The organism is Trinickia sp., assembly GCF_051961175.1.
Lineage (GTDB): Bacteria > Pseudomonadota > Gammaproteobacteria > Burkholderiales > Burkholderiaceae > Trinickia.
Window position 1 is genome coordinate 1 of the sequence record NZ_JBQCDN010000341.1, and the last position, 2,083, is coordinate 2,083.

2 protein-coding genes and 1 pseudogene are annotated in these 2,083 nt (G+C 61.3%); 1 reads left to right on the forward strand and 2 read right to left on the reverse strand.

The window, feature by feature from the left end; translation table 11 throughout:
• Positions 1-445, forward strand: a pseudogene (locus ACTHL0_RS20135) (16S rRNA (cytidine(1402)-2'-O)-methyltransferase); the annotation flags it as partial.
• A gap of 425 nt (positions 446-870) precedes the next feature.
• Here the strand turns inward: ACTHL0_RS20135 and ACTHL0_RS20140 are convergent.
• Entirely contained in the window at positions 871-1,464 is a 594-nt protein-coding gene (locus tag ACTHL0_RS20140) for a septal ring lytic transglycosylase RlpA family protein (protein WP_440568647.1), read from the reverse strand.
• A 296-nt stretch (positions 1,465-1,760) separates the two neighbouring features.
• On the reverse strand, positions 1,761-2,083 hold a 323-nt coding region (locus tag ACTHL0_RS20145; RefSeq protein ID WP_440568648.1), incomplete at its 5' end, for a hypothetical protein.

The window sequence follows — 2,083 nt, forward strand, 5'->3', positions numbered from 1 at the left end:
CGGCTTCCTGCCGCCCAAAGCGAAGCAGCGCGCCGCAGCGCTCGCTCCGCTTGCGAAGCTCTCGCAGGCCATGGTGTTCTACGAAGCGCCGCATCGCATCGTCGAAACCGTGCAAGCGCTGGCCGATACGCTCGGCGGCGACCGGCAATTGCTGATTGCACGCGAACTGACGAAGCTACATGAGGCCATTCATCGATGCACCTTGGCCGAAGGGCCAACGTGGCTGGCCGCCGATCCGAACCGGCAGCGCGGGGAGTTCGTACTCGTCGTTCAGGGCGCCCCGGCACAGGCGGAGCAAAACGAAACAGCTCACGATGCTTTGTTGACGCTGTTACTCGAAGAGGTGTCGGTCAGCACGGCGGCGCGGCTCGCCGCCTCGATCACAGGCGCATCCCGCAATTTGCTCTATTCGCGGGCGCTCGAGCTATCGAAAGACGATACCTGACGAGCAGAAGAACCCGGCACTCGAGCGTTACGTCAATCACGGGCGCTGCGGTTAATCGCATGACAGCGGGGCTTAGCCGCCAGTCATTCATGCGGAAGGCTCATCGATGTGTGACGCTCGGATTGATCAGGACTCCTGATAAAGCTCACCTTTCGAGGAAGGGCGGGCGATGGCTCATCGAATAGGAAGGGTCTCGGTGCACCGCTTCCATTTATCGATTTCTATGAGCAGTCGTGGGCGAGCCACCACTCGTCGAATAACAAACGGGCTCGGCGCACCGCCTCTGTTTATCAATATTCATTAGTACTCCTGAATATCCTCACCGATACAAAAACAGCGCCCCGAGAGGCGCTGTCCATGCTCGATCTTGCGACCAGAGTAAAACGCTAGAACGCTAAGACCCTAAGCCCTAGCCGAGAACCCACTCAGTTCCCCTCATCCTTCGGCGAACTGTTGCTGGCCAAAATTTCCGCGCGCTCGGCCCGCGCTTCTTCCTGCGTCAGCCCTTCGATCGTCACACGCGCCGTACCGGCATGCGCCAATCCGAGCATCTTGGCCGCCGCGTACGACAAGTCGATCACCCGCCCTCGTACATACGGGCCCCGATCGTTGATCTTCACGACCACGACCTTATGGTTCGTCATGTTCGTTACGCGCACATACGAGGCGAGCGGCAACGTCTTATGCGCGGCCGTCATCGCATTCATGTTGTAGCGTTCGCCGCTGGCCGTCTTCCGGCCGACGAAGCGGCCGCCGTACCACGAGGCGCGGCCCACCTGCTTGAAATCGGAGATGTTCGGCGTGCCGTCGTCCAGCGGCTTGGCACTGGCCAGCGACTTGTCGCCCCCGTTAGGCAGGGCCGGCGAGCTGCCGAATGCGACAGGCGCGTTCGCCCCCTGCGCAACGGCGGGCACGCCCTTTGCGCTCCCGGTTTGGGTGGCCGTCGGCTGCACAGCGCAGCCCGTAAAGGCGCCGAAGACAAAAAGGATCCCCAGCGATCGACGAAATCGATGTTTCATATGACGTTTTGCCAATCTGTCGAGCCGTGGCAACCAGCGTTTGGCTGTGCGTACGGCTCGGGCGATCGAGTGCGGCACGCCACCCACGCTCAAAGCGTGTGTCGCGACAAGGCACTCGGCTGCGGCCACTTTCGGCCGCGTTCAGCCCGGTTGGTATTCACGTCTGGTGCGGCTGTCCCCGTCAGCTTGACCAGACCCCACACGCCGCCATCGAACATGGCATCCACGTTCTTGCGCGCCCAAAGGCACGAGGAACGGCGGCGTAGGCCTGTCCAGCATTCCGGCCGAAGGCCGTGTCAGGCGCGCGGCGCCTGGCTGGACAAGACGTGTGCATCGAACTTCGTCGACACGGAAACGAAGCCGCAAAAACCGCGACTTCGGACTTCATTGACAGCGATCGGCATGCTCAAGTTCACGCAAGGGCCAGATCGCCGGTAGAGCTGCGCAGGCCGCTCAAAGGCCTCTCCCGCGCAAAAGCTAACGCATTGTAGCAGGAAAATCGAGCAATCGAAACCAAACGACCCGTTACTGTGATTGATTCTCCCTATGGCGACAACAATGCATGCAGCATAGGGGCTGTTCGGCCAAGCAGCGCGGGCGTGACGCGGCTGGTACCATC

Bases quoted from the DNA above. Each gene is read 5' to 3' on its own strand.
- ACTHL0_RS20140 (WP_440568647.1), bottom strand. From the start codon at position 1,464: ATGAAACATCGATTTCGTCGATCGCTGGGGATCCTTTTTGTCTTCGGC.